Raw genomic sequence first — 18,715 nt, 5'->3', positions numbered from 1 at the left:
CATGGTGCAGCCCCAGACCCTCGCCGGACGCCGCGTGATCGTGACGGGCGGCGGCATCGGGATCGGACTCGGCGTCGTGCGGCAGCTCGCGGCCGCGGGTGCGCGCGTCGCGCTGACGACCCACAGCCGGTCCGCCGACGAGGTCGTCGCCACCCTCGCCGGTGAGGGGATCGAGGTGATCGGCGCGAAGCTGGACGCGACCGACTCGGCGGCGGTGAGCGCCGTCGTCGACGATCTCGCCGCCCGGCTCGGTGGGGTCGACGTCGTGGTCAACAACGCGGGCGGACTGATCGCACGGCACGCAATCGCGGAGATGACCGACGAGCACTGGGACCTGGTGCTGAAGGTCAACGTGACGTCCGCCTTCTACGTGAGCCGCGCGGCGTTGCGGCACCTCGGTGAGGGCGGCCGGATCATCAACATCTCCTCGCTCGCCGGCAGGAACGGCGGCGGCAATGGCTCCGGCGCCTACGCGACCTCGAAGGCCGCGCTCGACGGCTTCACCCGCGCGCTCGCGAAGGAGGTCGCGCCCGCCGGCATCACCGTCAACTCGATCGCGCCCGGGCTGATCCTCGACACCCCCTTCCACGAGACCTTCACGCCGAAGGCCGACCAGGAGAAGACGATCGCCGCCATCCCGGTCGCACGGCCCGGCTACCCGGCCGACGTCGCCGCCGCGGTCGAGTACTACGCGCGTCCCGACTCCGGTTTCGTCACCGGCACCGTGCTCGACCTCAACGGAGGCGTGCACTTCTCCTAGCCGCCGGTGCGGGACCGGCGTGCCCGGGTCAGCGGGACCTGAGCGCCGCCCCCATCTGCTCGATCGCCTGCGCCATGATCGGCCGCGGCGTGGCGAAGTTGTAGCGGACCACGCCCTTGCCGACCTCGCCGCACATGGCGCCGTCGGTCATCGACACGCCGGCCTTCTCGGAGAAGAACTGCGCGGGGTGGTCGCCGAGGTCGAGCTCGCGGCAGTCGAGCCACGCGAGGTAGGTGCCCTCCGGTGGGGTGTACCGCACGCCGGGCAGGTGCTCGGCGATCAGGTCGGCAAGCATCATGCGGTTGCCGTCGAGGTAGCCGATCACCTCGCGCAGCCACTGGCCGCCCGCCGAGTAGGCGGCCGTGTTGGCGATGACACCGAGGTTGGCGGCGCCGTGCTCGAACATCATGCCCTTGCCCGCCCACAGCTCGCGGTCGGCGTCGTTGGAGAGGATCACCTGGGCGCACTTCATGCCGGGCAGGTTCCAGGCCTTCGACGCCGAGGCCGCGGTGAGCGTGTGGCCGGCCGCCGTCTCGTTGATCGAGGCGTAGGGGACGTGGCGGTGGCCGGGGTAGACGAGCGGTGCGTGGATCTCATCGGAGAACACCCGCGCACCGTGGCGATCGACCACGCGCGCGATCGCCTCCATCTCCGCCACCTCCATGACGCGGCCGCCGGGGTTGTGCGGATTGCACAGGATCAGCAGCCCGCCCCCGGCGGCGAACGCGGCGTCGATGGCGTCGAGGTCGTAGACGAAGCGGCCGTTCTCCTGCGCCATCGGGACCTGGATCACCTCCCGGTCGTGAGCCAGCGGGACCGTGAGGAACGGCATGTAGGCGGGGGTGGGCAGCACGATCGCCGAACCCGGGGCGGAGAAGTGCTCGATCGAGACCTCGAGCGCAGCGATGACGTCGGCGATGGGCCGGACCGACTCCGCGGCGATGTCCCACCCGTAGGTCTCCCGCGCGTAGCGCGCGTGAGCCTCCGACATCGCACTGCTCAGCGACGGCGGCAGGTACCCGAACGCGCCGACGTCCACCGCGGCGTGCAGGGCCTGCGTGATCGGAGGTGCGATCCCGAAGTCCATCTCCGCCACGAAGGCACCGATGGTGTCGGGGAACATCGACCACTTGATCGAGCCGACCTTGCGCAGGTCCTCGATCCGGACGTCGTCGAATCCCATCGTCTGGGTCATGTCTCACGTGCCTTTCGCTTCTCAGGTGTTCGGGCGGGAGCAGAGCTGTCGTCTGCCAGCTCGTTGAGGTAGTTGTAGATCGTGAACCGGGTGACCTGAAGGGAGGTCGCGAGCATCTCGACGGCGTCGCGCAGCAGGAAGATCCCTCGCCCCTGCAGGTCGCGGACGATCGCGAGCTTGTGCTCCTTCTTCATGAGCTCCACCGGGATCCCCTGCTCGAGGATCGAGGTGTGGATCAGGTGCGCGGCGAGCTCGTCGACGTCGCGTGCGAAGACCTCGGTGGGTGCGTCGGGCGCGTCATCTGCCGGCTTGGCCAGCTCCTCGTCGTCGCCGAGCATGCCGCCCGCGATGCGGTTCAGCGACTGCCACACCGACAGGTCGGAGTTGATGCAGAGCGCCGCCACGGGCGTGCCCTCGCGGTCGCGGATGATGATGGTGGTGGAGCGCATGTTGCGCCCGTCCGGCAGCGTGGTGCGGTAGCCGAGCATGTGGTCGAGGTTGCCCGCCGTCGCGCGTTGGAGCAGCAGGTCGGTCGCCGGGTCCCCGACCCGCCGGCCCGTGACGTTGCCGTGCACGGCGATGATCGAGTCCGGCAGCCTGGACAGGTCGTGGAGCACGACCTCGGACGAGCTCGGCATCGCCTGCCCGAGCGGTTCCACCATCTCCGTGATGGTGGCGAGCAGGCGTTCGGTGTCGCTCTGGAGCGTGGAGCGGTCGTCCCCGGGAGCCACGGGCTCCTGCCGCTCGGCAGTCAGCTGAGTCTTCTTGGTCACGCGAAGGTCCCCTCAAGGTGGTGCGTCGGCCTGCGGCTGTCGCGGGGTCAGAGACCCGACCAGCACAAAGCCTCTCGAAGCAGTGTTACGAACAAGTCAACAGCATGTTGCATGTTTCAACAAGGCCTTGCGTGCTTCAACTCGCGTTTGTAGAGTCCAACGCAACGTCGAACCGGCGCCACTCGTCCGAACCGGCACACCCCCGCCGCAGGACACCGTCGATCTCTGGTCCATCGCGACCCCCCTCCTCCCTCGACGCCGTGGAGCGACACATGACTGCGAACCGCACGTCCCGCCTCTCCGTCACCTCAGCTCTGGCGATCGGCGCTCTCGCGCTCGCCGGCTGCGGTGGGGGTGCCAGCAACGACCCCACGACAGGATCCAGCCAGACCCCCAGCATGGAGGCGGTCGACGGCGGGTCCGCCATCTTCGCCGTCGACACCCCGTTCTTCGGTTTCGACCCCAACGTGACCCCGGCGGCGCAGGATGCCCGGGTGCTCCGCCAGATGTTCGACTCACTGCTCTACCTGGACGAGAACGGTGAGCTGCAGCCCTGGCTCGCGACCGAGTGGACCGTCAGCGACGACGGCCTCACCTACGAGTTCACGCTCCGCGAGGACGTCACCTTCTGGGATGACACCGCCTTCGACGCCGCGGCGCTCTGCTTCAACCTCGACCGGATCATCGACCCGGCCGCCGGGTCCATCTACGCGATCGGGCTCGTCGGGCCGTACGCCTCGTGCGAGGCGAGCGGTGACTTCACCGCCGTCGTGACGATGTCGGCGCCGTTCTCGGCGTTCCTCAACAACCTCACCTCGCCCTTCATGGGCATGAACTCGCCGACGGCGGCCGCCGCGGTCGAGCCCGCCGACTACCTGATCGCACCGGTCGGCAGCGGCCCGTTCGAGTTCGTCTCCTACACGCCGCAGGACCGCGTGGAGCTGACCAGGAACGCCGACTACGACTGGGCGCCGGGCAACGCGGTGCACACCGGGGCGGCCCACCTGGAGAATCTGACCTTCCAGATCATCGCGGACGCCACCGTCCGGATGGGCTCGCTGCGCAACGGCACCGTGCAGGGCGTCGGCAACGTCCCGGAGACCGAGGCGGCAGCCGTGGAGGCGGACGGGACGCTGACCTACATCGCGCAGCAGCAGTCCGGCGCGCCGTACCAGCTGCACCTCAACGTCGACCGGGTGTTCGCCGATCAATCGGTCCGCGAGGCGGCCCGGATGGCGCTCGACATCGACTCCGCCGTGCAGGCTCTGTACTTCGGCACCTACGACCGCGCGTGGGGCCCGCTGTCTCCGACCACGGTCGGATACGACGCCGCCGTCGAGAGCTCGTTCGAGTTCGACGCCGATGGTGCGAATGCGCTTCTGGACGAGGCTGGCTGGGTCCTCGGTGACGACGGTGTCCGCACCAAGGACGGCGTCCGGCTCGAGGTCGTCTACATGGAGGGCACGCCCAACCGCGAGAAGCGGCAGGACCTGGCCACCTTCTTCGAGGCCAACCTGGAGGCCGTCGGGTTCGAGGTCGAGACGGTCTTCGAGCAGACCGCCGAGCTGCTGTCCCGGCAGCAGAACGGTGAGTACGACATCGCCGGGCTGAGCCTGGTGGCGGTCGACCCGAACGTGCTCTACCAGATGTACGACCCGCGCTTCACGCCGTCACCGGGGCAGACCGGCTTCAACCTGAGCCACACCGACGACGCCGCGGTCACCGACCTGGCGGCGCAGAGCCAGCAGCTGACGGGCGCCGAGCGCGAGGACGTCGTCGCCCAGCTGCAGCAGGACGTCATCGACAACGCCCGGTCGGTCGCGATCTACGTCCCGACCTACACGCTCGCGGTCAACACCCTGCAGGGCCTGCGCTTCGACGCCGAGGGATACCCGATCTTCTACGACGCCTTCCTCGCAGGCTGAGCCGGGGTCGACGGGAGGAGGAGGCGCCATGGGATTCGTGATCGCGCGGCGGGTGCTCGCCGGTGTCCCCACCCTGCTCGGTGTCACGGTGCTGCTGTTCATCGCGCTGCGACTGCTGCCGGGTGACCCGATCGCCGCACTCCTCGGCGGGGCGTCGGCCAGCCCGGAGGTGGTCGAGAACCTGCGGCAGCAGTTCGGGCTCGACCGGTCGGTGCCGGAGCAGTACTGGACGTTCCTCACCAGCGCGCTGCAGCTGGACCTGGGGACGTCCTACGCCACCCGGCAGCCGGTGACCGGCATGATCGCCGCCCAGATCGGGTCGACGCTGCAGCTGGCCGGGGCCGCGGCGCTGATCTCGGCGGTCACCGGGATCACCCTCGGGTCGCTGGCGGCGATCAAGCGGAACTCCTGGATCGACGGCCTGGTGCGGGTGCTCAGCCTGGTCAACACCTCGATGCCCTCGTTCTGGGTGGGCCTGCTGCTCATCATGTTCTTCTCGTTCCAGCTGGGGCTGTTCCCGGCGACCGGCAGCGGGTCGCTCGGGCAGCTGGTGCTGCCGGCCGCCACGCTCGGGCTCGCCGCGGCGGGCACCGTGACCCGGCTCGTGCGCAACAGCGTGATCGAGGTGCTGGGCGAGAACTTCGTGACGGCGCTGCACGCCAAGGGACTGCGCGGGCGGGTGATCGTCGTCAAGCACGTGCTGCGCAACGCGATCATCCCGACCGTGACGGTCGTGGGGCTGCAGCTCGGCGGGCTGGTGGCCGGCTCGGTGATCGTGGAGACGGTGTTCAGCCGCCGCGGCATCGGGCAGACGCTGGTCCAGGCGATCGGGGGCCAGGACTACCCCGTGGTGCAGGGCGTCGTGCTCGTCATCGCAGTGATCTACATCGTCATCAACATCGTCGTGGACATCTCCTACGCCTACATCGACCCGCGCGTGCGGTCGGTGCTGGCCGCATCCTGAAAAGGCGGAAACATGCAGATAGTCACAGCAGACCGGGCCCTCGTCGGAGCAGACCTGGAGGTGGTCGAGCACGCCGCCGTCGTGATCGACGGCGACCAAATCGCCTGGGTGGGCCGCGAGGCCGACCTCGCCGCGGACCTGGTCGAGCGCGCGGACACGGTGCGCACGCTCGGTGACGCGACCCTGCTGCCCGGCCTCATCGATGCGCACGTGCACCTGGCGTTCGACGGCGGACCCACCCCAGTGGCCCGCATGATGGCCGAGGGCGACAGCGCCCAGGTGGCCCTCATGCTGCGCAGCGCTCGCGAGCTGCTCAGCGTCGGCGTCACCACGGCCCGGGACCTCGGCTCCCGCGACTACCTCGGCGTGGACGTGCGGGAGGCGATCGCCTCCGGGACGGCGCGGGGGCCGCGAATCCTGACTTCCGGCCCTGCGATCACCGTGACCGGCGGGCACTGCTGGTTCATGAACGGCGAGGTCGACTCGCCCGACGCCATGCGCACGATGGTGCGGCGCCACCACAAGGCCGGCGTCGACTGCATCAAGGTGATGTCGACCGGCGGCAACATGACCCCGGGCTCGATGCCGTGGCACGCGCAGTTCACCGAGGACGAGCTGCACGTGGCCGTGGACGAGGCGCACCGGCTCGGCAAGAAGGTCGCCGCGCACGCGCACGGTGTCGAGGGCATCCGGCGCGCGCTCGCGGCCGGCGTCGACAGCCTGGAGCACTGCTCCTTCCAGACCGAGGAGGGCTTCGGCGGCTTCGACCCCGAGCTCGCCGACGCGATCGCGGCGTCCGACACGTGGGTCTCACCCACGTGCTCGGCGCGCATGAGCGACTTCCGGCGGCTGCTGCCGGAGCGGGAGTTCCCGCTCGGGGAGCTCTACGCCCGTGGTGTGAAGCTGATGGCCAGCACCGACGCCGGCATCGACAACAACCCGCACTACGGATACGTGTACGGGCTGCTGTCGATGCACGAGTTCGACATCCCGATCCGCGACGTGCTCCGGGCCGCGACCTCGGGCGCCGCCCGCGGCCTGGGCCTGCAGGGCGTCACCGGTGAGCTGACCGCCGGCACCAGCGCCGACGTCATCGCCGTGGCGGGCGACCCGCTCACCGACCTCACCGCGCTGCACGAGCTCCGGATGGTCGTGGCCCGCGGCGAGCACTTCGCCCCCGACCCGGTGCCGGCGATCGAGCCGCTCGACCCCGACGACCTGCCCGAGCTGCTGCGCCGGATGATCGAGGCGAGCCGGGTCGCACGCGAGCAGGCACTGGTCACGGCGGAGGGGCTGGGCTGATGGCGGCAGCGACCGCGGTGGCCGAGGCCACCGTGCTGCGCCACCGCACGTGGCGCTCGCGCGTCTCGGTCAACAACGTCACGCTCGGGTTCTCGCTCGCGTGGCTGGCCGTGGTGGTGGCGGCAGCCGCGCTCCCGGGTGTGCTGGCGACCGACGACGCCACCACGCTCGACCCCACCCGGGTGCTGACGGCGCCGGGCGAGCAGACGTTGCTCGGCACCGACCACTACGGGCGCTCGGTCCTGACGTTGCTCGTGCACGGCGCCCGCGCGGCCCTGGTGATCGGGCTCGCGGCCACCTTGCTCGGCATGCTGATCGGCAGCCTGGTCGGGCTGGTGGCCGGGTACCTGGGCGGCGCCGCCGACATGCTGCTGGGCCGCTTCGTCGACATCCTCATGTGCTTCCCGGGTGTGCTGCTCGCGCTGGTGATCGCCAGCGCGCTCGGTGCCTCGACGACCAACCTGATCATCGCCGTCGGGATCTCCGCGGTGCCGGGCTTCGCGAGGGTGATGCGCGGCCAGGTGCTCACGATCCGCGGTCGGCTCTACGTCGAGGCCGCCCGGTCGGCCGGGTTCGCGCCCGGCCGGGTGCTGATGCGGCACATCCTGCCCAACTCGGTCGCGCCCACCGTGGTGCTGGCCACGGTGACGGTCGGGACGTCCGTGGTCGTGGCGGCGTCGCTGAGCTTTCTCGGGCTCGGCGTCCGCACCGAGATCCCGGACTGGGGGCAGCTGCTGGCGATGGGCCAGCCGTACCTCGCCGGGGCCTGGTGGATCTCGACGTTCCCGGGGATCGTGCTCACCCTGACGGTGATCGCGGTCAGCCTGGCGGGCGACTGGCTGCGCGACCGACTCGATGTGGACTGAGGGAGACCGGATGCCTGCACGCGACCACCTGCTGCGGCTCGACGGCGTGAGCGTCGAGCTCGACAACGGACACCGAGACATACCGCTGGTGCGCGACGCCACCCTGGACGTGCGCAAGGGGGAGATCGTCTGCCTCGTCGGGGAGTCCGGCTCCGGGAAGTCCGTCACGGCCCGGACCGTGATGGGGCTGACCCAGCTCGACCGCCGCATGAAGGTCGGCGGCACAGCCCTCTTCGACGACGTCGACCTGTTCTCCCTCGACGCCGAGCGGATGCGGCGCATGCGCGGCCGCGACCTCGCGATGGTGTTCCAGGAGCCGCTGAGCAGCCTCGACCCGGTGTTCACGGTGGAGTCCCAGCTGCGGGAGGGGCTGCGCCGCCGCGAGCGCCTCTCCCCCAAGGCCGAGACCGCCCGGCTCTCGGAGGCGCTGCAGGAGGTGGGCATCCACGACTGCGAGCGTGTGCTCCGCTCCTACCCGCACGCGCTCTCGGGCGGCATGTGCCAGCGGGTGATGATCGCGATGGCGCTGCTGGCGCGGCCGCGGCTGCTGCTGGCGGACGAGCCGACGACGGCGCTCGACGTCACCATCCAGGCCCAGATCCTGGAGCTGATCGATCGGCTCCGGCACGAGGAGGACATGTCGGTGCTGCTGGTCACGCACGACATGGGGGTCGCGGCCGAGGTCGCCGACCGCGTGGTCGTGATGTACGCCGGGCGGGTGGTGGAGGACGCGGACCCGCAGAAGGTCTTCGCCGCGCCCGCCCACCCGTACACCGGTGGCCTACTGGCGTGCATCCCCCCGATGGTGGGCGCGCGACCGGTGGTGCTGCCGGCCATCGGCGGCTCCGTGCCCGACCCCTCGTCGTTGCCGGGTGGCTGCGCCTTCCATCCTCGGTGCGTCAACGCGCTGCCCCGCTGCACCACCGAGGACCCACCGCTGGAACCGGAGGCGGGCGGCACGGTGGCATGCTGGAACCCGCTCACGCGGGAGGCCGCCCCGGCCCCCGAGCTCGTGCACAACGGAGGATCGGCATGACCGCCGTCGTCGGGATCCAGGACGCAGGCGAACGCCTGGACGGCGACCCGATCCTCACCCTCGACGAAGTCTCCAAGCACTTCCAGGTGCGGACCTCCACCAACCCGTTCCACCCGGCGAGCACGCTGCGCGCGGTCGACGGCGTCAGCCTGAGCATCGAGCGCGGCGAGACCTTCGGGCTCGTGGGCGAGTCCGGTTCCGGCAAGTCCACGCTGGGCCGGGTGGCGGTGCGCCTGGACGCCCCGACGTCGGGCACGATCACCTTCGACGGGCAGTCGATCGAGAACCAGGGCGGCGAGCAGCTGCGCAGGACCAGGCGGCAGATGCAGGTCGTGTTCCAGGACCCGCTCGGCTCCCTCAACCCCCGCATGAGCGTGGGATCGATCATCGGTGAGCCGCTGCGGGTGTTCGAGGGTCTGCGTGGCTCGACGCTCACGGACCGGGTGGCCGAGCTGATGCGCTCGGTGGGTCTGGACCCCTCCCGGGCGGCCGCTCGTCCGCGGGCGCTCTCGGGCGGTCAGCGGCAGCGCGTCGGGATCGCGCGGGCGATCGCGCTGAACCCGCGGCTGATCCTGGCCGACGAGGCGGTCTCCGCGCTCGACGTCTCGGTGCAGGCGCAGATCACGAACCTGCTGGTGGACCTGCGCGAGCGGCTCGGTCTGACCTACCTGTTCATCGCTCACGGGTTGCCGATCGTGCGCCAGGTGGCGCAACGTGTGGGGGTGATGTATCTCGGACGGATCGTCGAGGTCGCGGACACCGACGACCTGTTCGCCAACCCCCAGCACCCCTACACCCGCGCGCTGCTCGCGGCGTCACCGGTCCCGGATCCCACGGTGCGCCGCGAGCGGATCATCCTGCACGGGGAGCCGCCGACGCCGCTGAACCTGCCCAGCGGTTGCCGGTTCCGCACCCGGTGCCCCATGGCTGCGGAGGTGTGCGCCCAGGTCGCGCCGCCGGTGGTCCAGGTCAGCCCGACGCACACCGTCGAGTGCCACTTCGCCGAGACGAGCGGGATCTGATGGCCCAGTCCCGCAGAAACCTCGCCGCGCTGGTCGCGAGCAACCTGCTCGGCGGCGTCGGCGTGGCGTCCGGGGTGGCCGTGGGCGCGCTGCTCGCCGAGCGCCTCGGTGGCACCGCGATCGCGGGGCTGGCGCAGGCGGCGAGCGTCCTCGGTGCGGCCGTGGCCGCCGTGCCGCTGGCGACGATGGCGGCCAAGGCCGGCAGGCGCCGAGCACTGACGCTCGGTTACGTGCTGGCGGTGGCCGGCGCCGTGCTCATCATCACCGCCGGGATCGTGGGCCAGCTGATCGTGCTGCTGGTCGGACTCGGCCTGTTCGGGGTGGCGCAGGCGTGCAACCTGCAGTCGCGGTACGCCGCCGCCGACGACGTCCCCGCCGACCGCCGCGCCCGCACGATGTCCATCGTGATCTGGGCGACGACGATCGGCTCGGTCGCCGGCCCCAACCTGACGGCGCCCGGTGACCGGCTCGGGGTCTCGCTCGGGCTGCCCGAGCTCGTGGGCCCCTACCTGTTCTCGGTGGTCTCCTTCGCGGCGGCCGCGACCGTGATCGGGCTGCTGTTCCGGCCGACGCGTGCCGCGGGTGGGGTGGCGGCCGCCGCTGCCGCCGCCGCGCCGCCGCGTGCGGCGCAACCGGTGGGCCCGGAGCCGACTGCGCCGGCGCCCGCGCCGGTGCCGTCAGGCGCTGAGAAGGTCGGTGCCCTGGCCGCGCTGCGGTGGGCGGCGGGCAACCCCCGGGCGAGATTCGCCGTCGTCCTCATCGCCAGCGCCCACGCCGTCATGGTGATGGTCATGGTGATGACACCGCTCCACATGCAGCACCACGGCATGACGCTCGAGCTCATCGGGATCGTCATCAGCCTGCACGTGCTGGGCATGTACGCGCTCAGCCCGGTGTGGGGGTGGGCGGCCGACCGGTTCGGGACGGTCCGCACCGCGCTCGCGGGTATGGCGGTCGAGGGCACCGCCGTCGTGCTCGGCTACATCGCCGCCTTCGGCGACAGCGAGCTCACGATGGTGGCGCTGACCGTGCTCGGGCTGGGGTGGTCGGGGTGCGTGATCGCGGGCTCCGCGCTGCTCACGGCCGCCGCGCCCGAGCGGGTCCGGGTGCCGCTGCAAGGGGCCACCGACGCCGGCATGAACTACGCCGGCGCGGGCGCTGCCGCCCTCGCCGGCCCGATCCTGGCGCTCGGCGGGTTCCAGGGCGTCAACATCGCCGGTGCGGTGCTGCTGGTGCCGGCGATCCTCACGGCGGTGCTTGCGATCCGGGCCGGTCGTGCCGCGCGGGTGCCGGTCGACGAGTCGACAACGGCCCCCACCCCGCACTGACGGGCCCTCGAGGTCGCACCTCCGGCTCGAGGTCGCACCTCCGGAGGTGCGACCTCGAGCCAAGGGTGCGACCTCGACGTGGCGGCGGGCTCGCGACCCTTCGCCCCACCGCCCCCAAGTCCCACCGCCACCAAGCCCCGCGGGCCCAACCCGCCCGCGCAGCCCCTCGCCCTCGTCGAGCTTCTCGCTCTCCCGCCCGCGCTGCCCGCGCACGGCCGACCCTGTCGCACGAGATCGCACCTCTGGCTTGAGATCGCACCCCCGCAGGTGCGATCTCGAGCCACAAGTGCGATCTCGTCGCGGTGGGGTGGCCGCGCGCCCGGTTGGGCGGCTCAGATCTGGCGCGGCAGCTGGTCGACCAGGCCGGCGACCTCGGGGGCGACCGTCACCCGGCGGGCCTGGTGGTCGACGTGGATCCGGTGCAGCGTGCCGTCCCGCCACCAGAACACGTGGGGCGTGCAGGGGTCGGCGGCGTTCTGGTGCAGGGACGCCGTCAGCGTGGCGAGCGTGGCGCACGGGTCCGGGAACGCGCGCTCCATGGGCCGGCAGATCGCCAGCGAGCGGCGCGGTGCCGCGACCAGCAGGTCGGTCACGCCCTCCAGCCCGAACGGCCCGCCGGGCGAGACCAGCATCGAGGAGACGTACCGCGATCCCTCGCGGACCGCCCCCAGGTACCGATGCTCCCCCACGGTGCGCGGGCTGATCTCGATGCCCTCCAGCTCGGCCCTGTTCGTGGCCCCGACCCCGATCTTCAGCAGGCTCTCGATCGGGAGCTCGACGGCGGAGCGAGCCAGGCTCTCCGGCCCGGCCGGCGTCGCGCTCACCAGCCTGACGACCATCCCGGCGCCGAGCTCGTGGGTGAGCTCCGCCGTCGGATCCGTCTGCTCGGCGGGCAGAACCTCCACGCGGAGGGTGTCGAGGTCGATCGGCATCGGACCAGGCTACGAGGGCGGGCTGGCCAACCGGGCCGCACAGTGGTGAGATCAGGCCGTGAACAACGACGTGCAGGGCATGGCCCAGCGAGCGAGCCGTAGCACCGCCTTCGAGCGGGTCGCGCGGATCGGGTACGCCGCGAGCGGCGTGGTGCACTTGCTGATCGCGTGGATCGCCGCCCAGGTGGCGCTCGGCTCCTCCGGCGAGGCCGACGAGGCGGGCGCGCTCGAGCAGCTGGGTTCGAGCACCGGCGGCTCGGTGCTGCTGTGGGTGTGCGCGGTGGCGTTCGCGGCCCTGGCGCTGTGGCACCTGGTGGAAGCGATCGTCTCGCACGGCGGCTCGGGCCGCGACCAGCTGCTCGACCGGGTCAAGGCGGCCGGCAAGGGTGTCGTCTACGGTGCCCTCGCGTTCACGGCGTTCCGCGTCGTCACCGGCGCGGGTGCCGACGGCGGCGAGACCACCTCCGAGGCGACCGCCACCCTGATGGCGGCCCCGGCCGGGCGGATCCTGGTCGGGCTGCTGGGCCTGGTGGTGCTGGGTGTCGGCGGGTATCACGTCGTCAAGGGTGCGAAGCGGAAGTTCCTCGAGGACCTGGGCGGCACGGGCAAGCGCCAGGTCAGCCGCGCCGTGACGGTGCTCGGCATGGTCGGCTACGTCGCCAAGGGTGCGGCGCTCGCCGTCATGGGTGGGCTGTTCCTCACCGCAGCGCTGCAGGCCGACCCCGACCAGCCCACCGGTCTGGACGCCGCACTCAAGACGCTGCGCGACCAGCCGTTCGGCGTCGTGCTGCTGCTGGTCGTGGCGGTCGGGCTCGCGGCCTACGGGCTCTACTCCTTCGCCCGGGCGCGCTACTCGCGGATGTGATCGGTCAGCCCGGCTGGAGCGCCTTGAGGATGGTGACGTGCCGGGTGAGTGCGGCTGCCAGGTCTGGTGGTTGCGCCCGGACGTCCCCGACGGCGTTGCGCAGGATCCGTAGCTCGCTCACCACGCGCCCGCGGTCGACATCGAGGCCAGCGGCCTCGCAGACGACGTCCAGCCTCACGTTGAGGTGGACCCGCGTGTCGTAGGCAGCGACGGCGTCCTCCCAGCGGTTCCAGAGCGCAGGCGCGACGACCCAGGTCGGGTCGGCGGCGGTCGCGTGCGGGTCGATGGCGACCCACTCGCCCGGGTCGGGGCGCCACAGGACGTTGTGCTGGTGCAGGTCGGCGTGCACGAGCCTGGCGTCGATGTCCGGCTCCGCGGCGAGATCCAGCGCGAGCGAGCGACCGCGCTCGAGCAGCCGCCGCGGCAGGGCGTGGGAGTGAGGGCCGGTACGGAGGGCGTCGATGTCGGCGGCGAGGGTGCGCAGGTGCTCGCTCGCACGCTGCCGCAGCCACGCCGGCGCCGGCCGGTCGAGGGTGGCGGCGACGCGCCCGATCTCCTCGCACGAGTCGAGCACCGAGACAGGCGGGCCGCCGAGGTCGCGCGGTTCCAGGCGCTCGAGCAGCAGGGCCGAGCGGGAGGGGTCGGCGGCGAGCAGCCGGACCGCGCCGCGGCCACCCCAGAGTGTGAGCGCCCGGTGCTCCTCGCGGAGCTCAGGGTGCGGCCACGCGAGCTTGAGCACCGCAGGACCCTGCGGGCTGGTGACCGGCAGCACGAGCGAGGTGTTGCCGTAGGTGGCCGGCCCGGTCACCGTGAGGGTCCAGAGCTCGGTGAGCTCGTCGACCAGCCCGGGCGCGGTGATCAACCAGGTGTCACCGCTGGCGAATCCTGGTGCCGGCACGTGCCCGTGCACGGCATCGATCAACCCCGGCGGCACCAGGTCGGTGACCGCGCGGGGCAGATCGGTGCGATCAGGGCGAGGGGAAGCATCCATGAGCCGGACCGCGCTAGCGGTGTCCTTTGCCCGGCGGATGGGAAGAGGTCGAGAGCCAGGCAGTCATTCACCCAGAGTAGGACGGCTCCTTCCGACGGCGGTGCACGCGCGGACGCGGTGCCGCACCACGAACTTGTCGTACAAAAGTACGCCTACGCGTATGATTCTACGAAGATCCATACAATCATAGGAAGGTGCGGACCTTGGAACCACAGCGGCCGCTCGCCGTGGCCACCTCGACGCTGGACGGCGACGTCCTGGCCCGGCTTGCCACCATCGATGCCGCGGTGACCGCCTCACAGCTGACCAGCGCGCTGTCGCGGGGGTCGCTGGAAGGTGTCCGACGGGCACTGGCGCGCCTGGTGAAGCAAGGTGTGGTCACCGCCGCGGCGGTTGGCGCGCGGGGACAGCAGTACCGGTTCAACAACGACCACGTCGCAGCCCCCGCGATCGTGGCCCTGGCTCGTCTGACCGAGGAGGTGCAGCGACGCTTCCAGGACCTCCTTCGACAATGGGAGGCGCCGCCGGTGTACGCAGCCTTGTTCGGCTCGTGGGCGACGACATCCGCTAGCGCAGATTCCGACCTCGACGTGTTCCTGGTACGGCCTCGGGAGGTCGACGCCAGTGTCTGGGAAGGACAGGTCATCCAGCTTCAGCGGGTCGCGACCTCCTGGACGGGTAACGACACCCGGGCTTTCGTGCTCGACGACGATGAGATCGAGTCCGCGGCCGTTGCGGCCGATCCTGCGCTCGCCCAGATCCTGCGCGAGGGCATCGCACTACACGGCGATCCAGATGCGTTCCGTCGACGCGTCACACGTGCGCAAAGGGGTAAGGCGTGAGGGTGGTCAATGCTGGACCGCAGGTCGGTGTGCAGCGGCTCGCCAAAGCCCAGCAGTTCGCAGATGCAGCCAACCTGGTGCTCGACCTCGCCGAGGAGGCAGAGGACGTGGGCGACGCGTTCGTCACGCTTGCGGTACACGCCGGGATCGCTGCAGCTGACGCGATCTGCATCGCCCAGCTTCGGCGCTACAGCCGCGGCGAGAACCATCAGGAGGCAGTTGCGCTTCTCGGGGAAGCTGACGCCGCACGTGCTGCGCCTCTGTCGCGGCTGCTGCAGCTGAAGACGAAGGCGGGTTACTCGCCAGAATCCGTATCAGCTAAGGACAGGACCGCGGCGTCACGCGCGATGAAGACGCTGTTGGCTTCCGCGCGCCGGGTCAACGGCCGGTGAGGAGCTCGTCGGGGTGGTGGTGGTCATACGTCCGAGGCGTGCGGGATCTCGTCGAGATCGTTGGCCTCGAGGGTCTGCCTCATGGCCTCGGCGACGGCGAGGTATCCCCAGTCGTCCGGGGCTGAGAGGAGGGTGCCACCCTCCAGCGGACGAACCGTCAGGCCCTCGGCGACCTCGCTGAAGGTTCCCACCTCGGGGCTGGTCCAGAGCCGGTAGCCCACCGGGACGTCCCAGCCGCTGCGCCCAGCCTCGGCGTGGACCGCCGTCGTTGTGAAGTCGACGGTCAACGGGTTCCATGCGCGCACGGCGAGCGCGACCAGATCGTCGACGACCTCACGCGGTGGCGCCGAGGTGTAGCGGGGGTCGAAGCCGAGCCCGGCAAAATGGATCGGTATGCGGTTACCGACGTCGACAGCGCCCGCCCTGATCATCATCTTCGGACTGGGCAGCTCGGCCCCGTAAAGCGAGATCCCATAGCCACTGCCGACGGCGACTCGTCCCTCGTAGGCGACGAGATTGTCAGTGATGAGCTGGTGCTGCGCGGTCTCCTCGGTGGGCCATGGGATGCGGTCGCTGGTGATCCATTCAGGGACATCAAGGAGTTCTAGGAGTCCCGCGACGAATCTGTGTGTCGCCGCGGCAATCCACTCGACCGGCTCGTTGGCGCGCGCCCATGTCGCACTGAGGGTCGTCTTCTCTTGCTGCCACGCGACAGCTGAGGTGGAGATCTGGCCCATCACAAGACCGGAGTGTAGAGAACGACGACATCGCCGAGTTGGTACTGCCTATCCGCGAAGACCGCGCGCAGAGCGGCTGCGGTGTGCGGGTTGGAGCAGTGCCACTCAAGGACACCGTTCGGCGGCAGGCCGCCGACCTGGTCCTGGGCTTGCTCGATCCACTTGTCGAGGATCTGTTCCACTTTGGCGGAGTTGGGTGTGAACGCGATGTCGTCCCACCCATTCTTCATCTCCTGATGCACGGCGATGTCTCCACGCATGACCATTCCGTCGTAGCTGATCTCGCGGCCGGCCGGCGTCGTCCGGTAGTACTCCGGCAACCGGCCTGCTGCATCGGGACGTAGCCCGGAGACCTGCATCTGGTACTGAAATGACGGCTTGCTCACCTCACGGATCTCCGCGTACCAGCCGTGCCCGCCGGAGCCAGGGGTGAACGTGTCGGCGGGAGTCCGCGGCGGATCCCACCCAGGCAGGTGCACGTCACCCGACCCGTAGGTCTGCGCCCACTCCAGGTCGGGATACAGCGGTTCGACGGACGAGACCACGCCCGGGTGCCACGGAGAGAGCAGCTCGGGCCGGACCGGGGGCGCGTCGTCGCCGTCGGCAGGATCATCGCCGGCGCCATCGCCCGGGGTCCCGTCACCTCCGCCGGTTCCCGGTGGGTCGTTGGGCGGCTGCTGCGGGGGTGCGCCGTCGAGATCGGGCTCGGCGGTCGGCTCCCAGGCGTCCGAGCCCGCAGGCACCTCATCCGAACCGGCCACCTCGTCGACGGTGTCGACACCACCGGGCCGCTCCGCCGTCGTCGACCCGAAGAGGTGGTCCGAGGCGGGGGTGTGGGTGAACGCGTCGACGGCGCCGGCTTGTCGGACCGCGACCCCCGGGAGGTGGTCGCCGAAGCGCGCCAGGTCGGCCAGGTTCCCCGTGACCCGGGCGGCGCTCGCCACGGCGAAGGAGCCACCGGGAACGAGGAAGTCCGCGCCCAGCCCGGTGATGCGCGCCCAGCGGGCTGGGCGCGCGGACAACGTCGCGAAGCGCGCCGCCCCGGCGCCCGGTGCCACCATCGAGAGCACGTTGAAGCCGGCATCCATCCCGGTGGCCCACGGGTTGTCCCGCCACCCGTGCCAGGCCGACTCGCCCGCGTCCGCTGCGGCGGCGTCGTAGCCGACCATCAGCCCGGCCGACTCCGCCGTGCGGTACCGATCCTGCAACCACGGGAGCTGCGCCAGGCCCCAGCGCTCCATCCTGGCCTCGGGGTAGGCGGCCGCCACCATCACCGAGCCGAGCAGGTTCCCCACGCCGAGCCAGGACTGGGCGGCGGTGCCGAGGCTGTGCACCCCGGTCGTCGGATCGATGCCCAACAGCGGCAGGAACGCGAGGAGCCCGTCCCAGATGCGCCGCCCGCCCTCGGCGATGTCCTCGACGACGTTCATCTCCTCCGTCGCCGGCCAGCCCCACGGCATCTCGAGATAGGGCGCGTCGAACGCCTCGGCCGGGACCGGGTGGGTGTCCTCGACCAGCGCGGTGTCCCTGAGCAGTGCTCGGATGCCGTTCTCGACCTCGTCGGCCGCCGTGCTCAGCCGCTCCAGGATCTGCCAGTACTCGGCCAGCAACGCCTCGTTCTCCGCGACCGCCTCTGCCGACTCGCGCCAGTGCACGAGCACCTCGGGCTCGGGCCCGCCGACCAGCCCGACGACCGTCTGCAGCAGCGTGGGTCGCCCGCTCTCCGACACCGGGACCATCACGCCGTGCCGCACCCGCTCCCGGAACGCCGACGCCCGCCACTCCAGGTCCGCGAGCGTGCGCTGGATGCCCGCCAGCTCACCCGCGTAGGTCACCAGCAGCCGTGCCGCCGCGCGCAGCTGCTCCTCGAGGCGGCGGGCGTCGTCGGTGGGCGCCTCCATCAGCGCCAGCAACCGGTCCCGCTCCGGTGCCACGTACCAGGGGCGCATCCCCGCCCACTCGGCGGCGATGCCGGTCATCTCCCAGCGGACCGCCGAACCGAGGCGCGTCAGGTCGTCGGCCGCCATCTCGACCCGCGAGGGCTGCAGGTCCGAGGCGCCGCACGCGAACCCCGCCGGGTCGATCAGCCCGTCAGCCCCGGTGCACTCCCGCGCGCCTCCTCCCCCGGCGGACTCGAGGATCGGTGACAACCCCACGTCACGGCTCCAGATACGGGACGAACGGCGCCAGGTCGCCCGACTCGGCCGCCGTCAGCGCCTGCTGCTGGAACGTCGCGGCCATGTCCTCCTGGCCCGCCTCGTAGGCCGCGACGGCGAGCGAGGTTCCCACCACGCCGGCGTCGATGTGCTGGCGCATCCGGGTCAGCCGCGCGACCTGGTCGGCGAGCAAGCCCTCGACGGCGGCCGGGACCGCCGCGACCGGCCATCCGCCGCCCGAGACGTCGAGCACCACGCCCGACACCCGCGTCTCGCGCAGCGCCTGATCCAGCTCCGTGCGTCGTTGCTCGACGGCGCGCAGCACCCCGCGCACCCGCTCCGGATCCAGCTCCCATCGCGCCATCCCCGCGCCCCCTCCCTCGGTCCTGAAGGACGCTAGCGACGACGACGCGCTTCTCGCAGGGCTCGTCCACACCCTGTGGACAACCTGGGTAAAACCCCGTCGTTGGCCCGATCAAGGCCGCCACCATGTGAGACCAGCCGGACGGCGGTCGCGGGGCGTGCTTGAAACCTGTACTAAGGGGTCACGCGCATCTTCGCGCGTGATCACGTCGCGGTGACCCTGGCTCGCTCCGGCGCGCTCCGGGTCACCCGGGCCCGAGAGGAGT

Annotated in this window: 18 protein-coding genes; 11 read left to right on the top strand and 7 right to left on the bottom strand. The window is 71.2% G+C overall.

Annotated features, from left to right (window positions below; genetic code table 11):
- The first annotated feature begins 1 nt into the window (after position 1).
- A complete protein-coding gene (locus GPA04_RS14265; protein ID WP_156224849.1) occupies positions 2-760 on the top strand; it encodes an SDR family NAD(P)-dependent oxidoreductase in 759 nt (252 codons plus the stop codon).
- Positions 761-788: 28 nt separating this feature from the next.
- Here GPA04_RS14265 and GPA04_RS14260 read toward each other — a convergent pair whose 3' ends face one another.
- Positions 789-1,955 carry a MalY/PatB family protein gene (locus GPA04_RS14260; protein WP_156224848.1) on the bottom strand — a complete coding sequence of 389 codons (1,167 nt, stop codon included), beginning with the start codon at positions 1,953-1,955 and terminating at the stop codon, positions 789-791.
- On the bottom strand, positions 1,952-2,728 hold the full coding sequence (locus tag GPA04_RS14255) for a helix-turn-helix transcriptional regulator (RefSeq protein WP_206674236.1): 777 nt from the start codon (positions 2,726-2,728) through the stop codon (positions 1,952-1,954). The genes GPA04_RS14260 and GPA04_RS14255 overlap by 4 nt, the downstream gene beginning before the upstream one ends.
- Positions 2,729-3,000: 272 nt before the next feature.
- Between GPA04_RS14255 and GPA04_RS14250 the strand changes: the two genes are divergently transcribed.
- The 7 genes from GPA04_RS14250 to GPA04_RS14220 are packed head-to-tail and all read left to right on the top strand — an operon-like array spanning position 3,001 to position 11,171.
- Positions 3,001-4,653 carry an ABC transporter substrate-binding protein gene (locus GPA04_RS14250; protein ID WP_162458621.1) on the top strand — a complete coding sequence of 551 codons (1,653 nt, stop codon included), beginning with the start codon at positions 3,001-3,003 and terminating at the stop codon, positions 4,651-4,653.
- A 28-nt stretch (positions 4,654-4,681) separates the two neighbouring features.
- Positions 4,682-5,617: an ABC transporter permease gene (locus tag GPA04_RS14245; protein WP_156224846.1), complete on the top strand. Its 936-nt coding sequence runs from the start codon at positions 4,682-4,684 to the stop codon at positions 5,615-5,617.
- A 12-nt stretch (positions 5,618-5,629) separates the two neighbouring features.
- Complete coding sequence (locus GPA04_RS14240) at positions 5,630-6,919, top strand: metal-dependent hydrolase family protein (protein WP_156224845.1); 1,290 nt, start codon at positions 5,630-5,632, stop codon at positions 6,917-6,919.
- Positions 6,919-7,785: an ABC transporter permease gene (locus tag GPA04_RS14235; RefSeq protein WP_156224844.1), complete on the top strand. Its 867-nt coding sequence runs from the start codon at positions 6,919-6,921 to the stop codon at positions 7,783-7,785. Before GPA04_RS14240 ends, GPA04_RS14235 begins: the two co-directional genes overlap by 1 nt.
- Before the next feature lie 10 nt (positions 7,786-7,795).
- Positions 7,796-8,821, top strand: coding sequence for an ABC transporter ATP-binding protein (locus tag GPA04_RS14230; RefSeq protein ID WP_162458620.1), 1,026 nt, complete (start codon positions 7,796-7,798; stop codon positions 8,819-8,821).
- On the top strand, positions 8,818-9,843 hold the full coding sequence (locus tag GPA04_RS14225) for an ABC transporter ATP-binding protein (RefSeq protein ID WP_156224842.1): 1,026 nt from the start codon (positions 8,818-8,820) through the stop codon (positions 9,841-9,843). Before GPA04_RS14230 ends, GPA04_RS14225 begins: the two co-directional genes overlap by 4 nt.
- Complete coding sequence (locus GPA04_RS14220; RefSeq protein WP_156224841.1) at positions 9,843-11,171, top strand: MFS transporter; 1,329 nt, start codon at positions 9,843-9,845, stop codon at positions 11,169-11,171. The genes GPA04_RS14225 and GPA04_RS14220 overlap by 1 nt, the downstream gene beginning before the upstream one ends.
- Before the next feature lie 332 nt (positions 11,172-11,503).
- Here GPA04_RS14220 and GPA04_RS14215 read toward each other — a convergent pair whose 3' ends face one another.
- Positions 11,504-12,103: a hypothetical protein gene (locus GPA04_RS14215; RefSeq protein WP_156224840.1), complete on the bottom strand. Its 600-nt coding sequence runs from the start codon at positions 12,101-12,103 to the stop codon at positions 11,504-11,506.
- A 58-nt stretch (positions 12,104-12,161) separates the two neighbouring features.
- On the opposite strand from GPA04_RS14215, the gene GPA04_RS14210 reads away from it, so the two are divergent.
- Positions 12,162-12,968: a DUF1206 domain-containing protein gene (locus GPA04_RS14210; protein ID WP_241680805.1), complete on the top strand. Its 807-nt coding sequence runs from the start codon at positions 12,162-12,164 to the stop codon at positions 12,966-12,968.
- A 4-nt stretch (positions 12,969-12,972) separates the two neighbouring features.
- On the opposite strand, the gene GPA04_RS14205 is transcribed toward GPA04_RS14210, so the two are convergent.
- Positions 12,973-13,959, bottom strand: a complete 987-nt coding sequence (locus GPA04_RS14205) for an aminoglycoside phosphotransferase family protein (protein ID WP_156224839.1) — start codon at positions 13,957-13,959, stop codon at positions 12,973-12,975.
- Positions 13,960-14,162: 203 nt separating this feature from the next.
- Here GPA04_RS14205 and GPA04_RS14200 point away from each other — a divergent pair, with 203 nt between their 5' ends.
- Together GPA04_RS14200 and GPA04_RS14195 are read left to right on the top strand one after the other, a co-directional pair.
- Positions 14,163-14,801, top strand: a complete 639-nt coding sequence (locus tag GPA04_RS14200) for a nucleotidyltransferase domain-containing protein (protein WP_156224838.1) — start codon at positions 14,163-14,165, stop codon at positions 14,799-14,801.
- On the top strand, positions 14,798-15,193 hold the full coding sequence (locus tag GPA04_RS14195; RefSeq protein WP_206674235.1) for a hypothetical protein: 396 nt from the start codon (positions 14,798-14,800) through the stop codon (positions 15,191-15,193). Before GPA04_RS14200 ends, GPA04_RS14195 begins: the two co-directional genes overlap by 4 nt.
- A gap of 23 nt (positions 15,194-15,216) precedes the next feature.
- Here GPA04_RS14195 and GPA04_RS21235 read toward each other — a convergent pair whose 3' ends face one another.
- From GPA04_RS21235 to GPA04_RS14180, 3 genes are read right to left on the bottom strand one after another with little or no spacing between them, the layout of a single operon-like run.
- A complete protein-coding gene (locus tag GPA04_RS21235; RefSeq protein WP_206674234.1) occupies positions 15,217-15,930 on the bottom strand; it encodes a hypothetical protein in 714 nt (237 codons plus the stop codon).
- Positions 15,930-18,086: a hypothetical protein gene (locus GPA04_RS14185; RefSeq protein ID WP_156224837.1), complete on the bottom strand. Its 2,157-nt coding sequence runs from the start codon at positions 18,084-18,086 to the stop codon at positions 15,930-15,932. The genes GPA04_RS21235 and GPA04_RS14185 overlap by 1 nt, the downstream gene beginning before the upstream one ends.
- Position 18,087: 1 nt before the next feature.
- Positions 18,088-18,450, bottom strand: a complete 363-nt coding sequence (locus GPA04_RS14180) for a DUF6507 family protein (RefSeq protein ID WP_156224836.1) — start codon at positions 18,448-18,450, stop codon at positions 18,088-18,090.
- Positions 18,451-18,715 lie beyond the last annotated feature (265 nt).

Origin of the sequence: Pseudactinotalea suaedae (genome assembly GCF_009733815.1) — a bacterium.
GTDB lineage: Bacteria > Actinomycetota > Actinomycetes > Actinomycetales > Beutenbergiaceae > Pseudactinotalea > Pseudactinotalea suaedae.
This window is presented reverse-complemented; position numbering and strand designations above follow the sequence as displayed.

Excerpts from the sequence above, each read along its gene's own strand:
- GPA04_RS14265 (WP_156224849.1), top strand. The coding sequence starts at position 2 with ATGGTGCAGCCCCAGACCCTCGCCGGACGCCGCGTGATCGTGACGGGC.
- GPA04_RS14260 (WP_156224848.1), bottom strand. The coding sequence starts at position 1,955 with ATGACCCAGACGATGGGATTCGACGACGTCCGGATCGAGGACCTGCGC.
- GPA04_RS14250 (WP_162458621.1), top strand. The coding sequence starts at position 3,001 with ATGACTGCGAACCGCACGTCCCGCCTCTCCGTCACCTCAGCTCTGGCG.
- GPA04_RS14245 (WP_156224846.1), top strand. The coding sequence starts at position 4,682 with ATGGGATTCGTGATCGCGCGGCGGGTGCTCGCCGGTGTCCCCACCCTG.
- GPA04_RS14240 (WP_156224845.1), top strand. The coding sequence starts at position 5,630 with ATGCAGATAGTCACAGCAGACCGGGCCCTCGTCGGAGCAGACCTGGAG.
- GPA04_RS14235 (WP_156224844.1), top strand. The coding sequence starts at position 6,919 with ATGGCGGCAGCGACCGCGGTGGCCGAGGCCACCGTGCTGCGCCACCGC.
- GPA04_RS14230 (WP_162458620.1), top strand. The coding sequence starts at position 7,796 with ATGCCTGCACGCGACCACCTGCTGCGGCTCGACGGCGTGAGCGTCGAG.
- GPA04_RS14225 (WP_156224842.1), top strand. The coding sequence starts at position 8,818 with ATGACCGCCGTCGTCGGGATCCAGGACGCAGGCGAACGCCTGGACGGC.
- GPA04_RS14220 (WP_156224841.1), top strand. The coding sequence starts at position 9,843 with ATGGCCCAGTCCCGCAGAAACCTCGCCGCGCTGGTCGCGAGCAACCTG.
- GPA04_RS14215 (WP_156224840.1), bottom strand. The coding sequence starts at position 12,103 with ATGCCGATCGACCTCGACACCCTCCGCGTGGAGGTTCTGCCCGCCGAG.
- GPA04_RS14205 (WP_156224839.1), bottom strand. The coding sequence starts at position 13,959 with ATGGATGCTTCCCCTCGCCCTGATCGCACCGATCTGCCCCGCGCGGTC.
- GPA04_RS21235 (WP_206674234.1), bottom strand. The coding sequence starts at position 15,930 with ATGGGCCAGATCTCCACCTCAGCTGTCGCGTGGCAGCAAGAGAAGACG.
- GPA04_RS14180 (WP_156224836.1), bottom strand. The coding sequence starts at position 18,450 with ATGGCGCGATGGGAGCTGGATCCGGAGCGGGTGCGCGGGGTGCTGCGC.